This window comes from Bartonella sp. CL436QHHD (genome assembly GCF_042195105.1).
In the GTDB taxonomy this organism is placed as follows: Bacteria; Pseudomonadota; Alphaproteobacteria; order Rhizobiales; family Rhizobiaceae; genus Bartonella.
This window is the reverse complement of record NZ_JBHINR010000013.1, coordinates 1,131-1,335: the sequence shown is the minus strand read 5'-3', so window position 1 is coordinate 1,335 and position 205 is coordinate 1,131. Positions and strand designations below refer to the sequence as shown.

Genomic DNA, 205 nt, shown 5'->3' with positions numbered 1-205 from the left:
GGTTCCACTAATGTCTCCATTTTTAAGAGACGTAATCTTGCTGTTCTCTTTACTGTCCCCATGCGTCGCTACAAAGGCATTTGCCGTTTGGCTCCAGATTAAAGCATCACCATTAACCGCTTGAGTAATATTACTTAGTTTTTCATCAAACTTTTTGACCTCATTAGACAGATGAGTGTTCACATTCTTGACACTCGTATCAAGA

The 205-nt window shown here is 39.5% G+C and carries 1 protein-coding gene; it reads right to left on the bottom strand.

Going from position 1 to position 205, the window contains the following annotated elements:
* A partial coding sequence (locus tag ACFIKN_RS01905; RefSeq protein ID WP_375657825.1) for a hypothetical protein occupies positions 1 to 183 on the bottom strand: 183 nt, incomplete at its 3' end.
* Positions 184 to 205 lie beyond the last annotated feature (22 nt).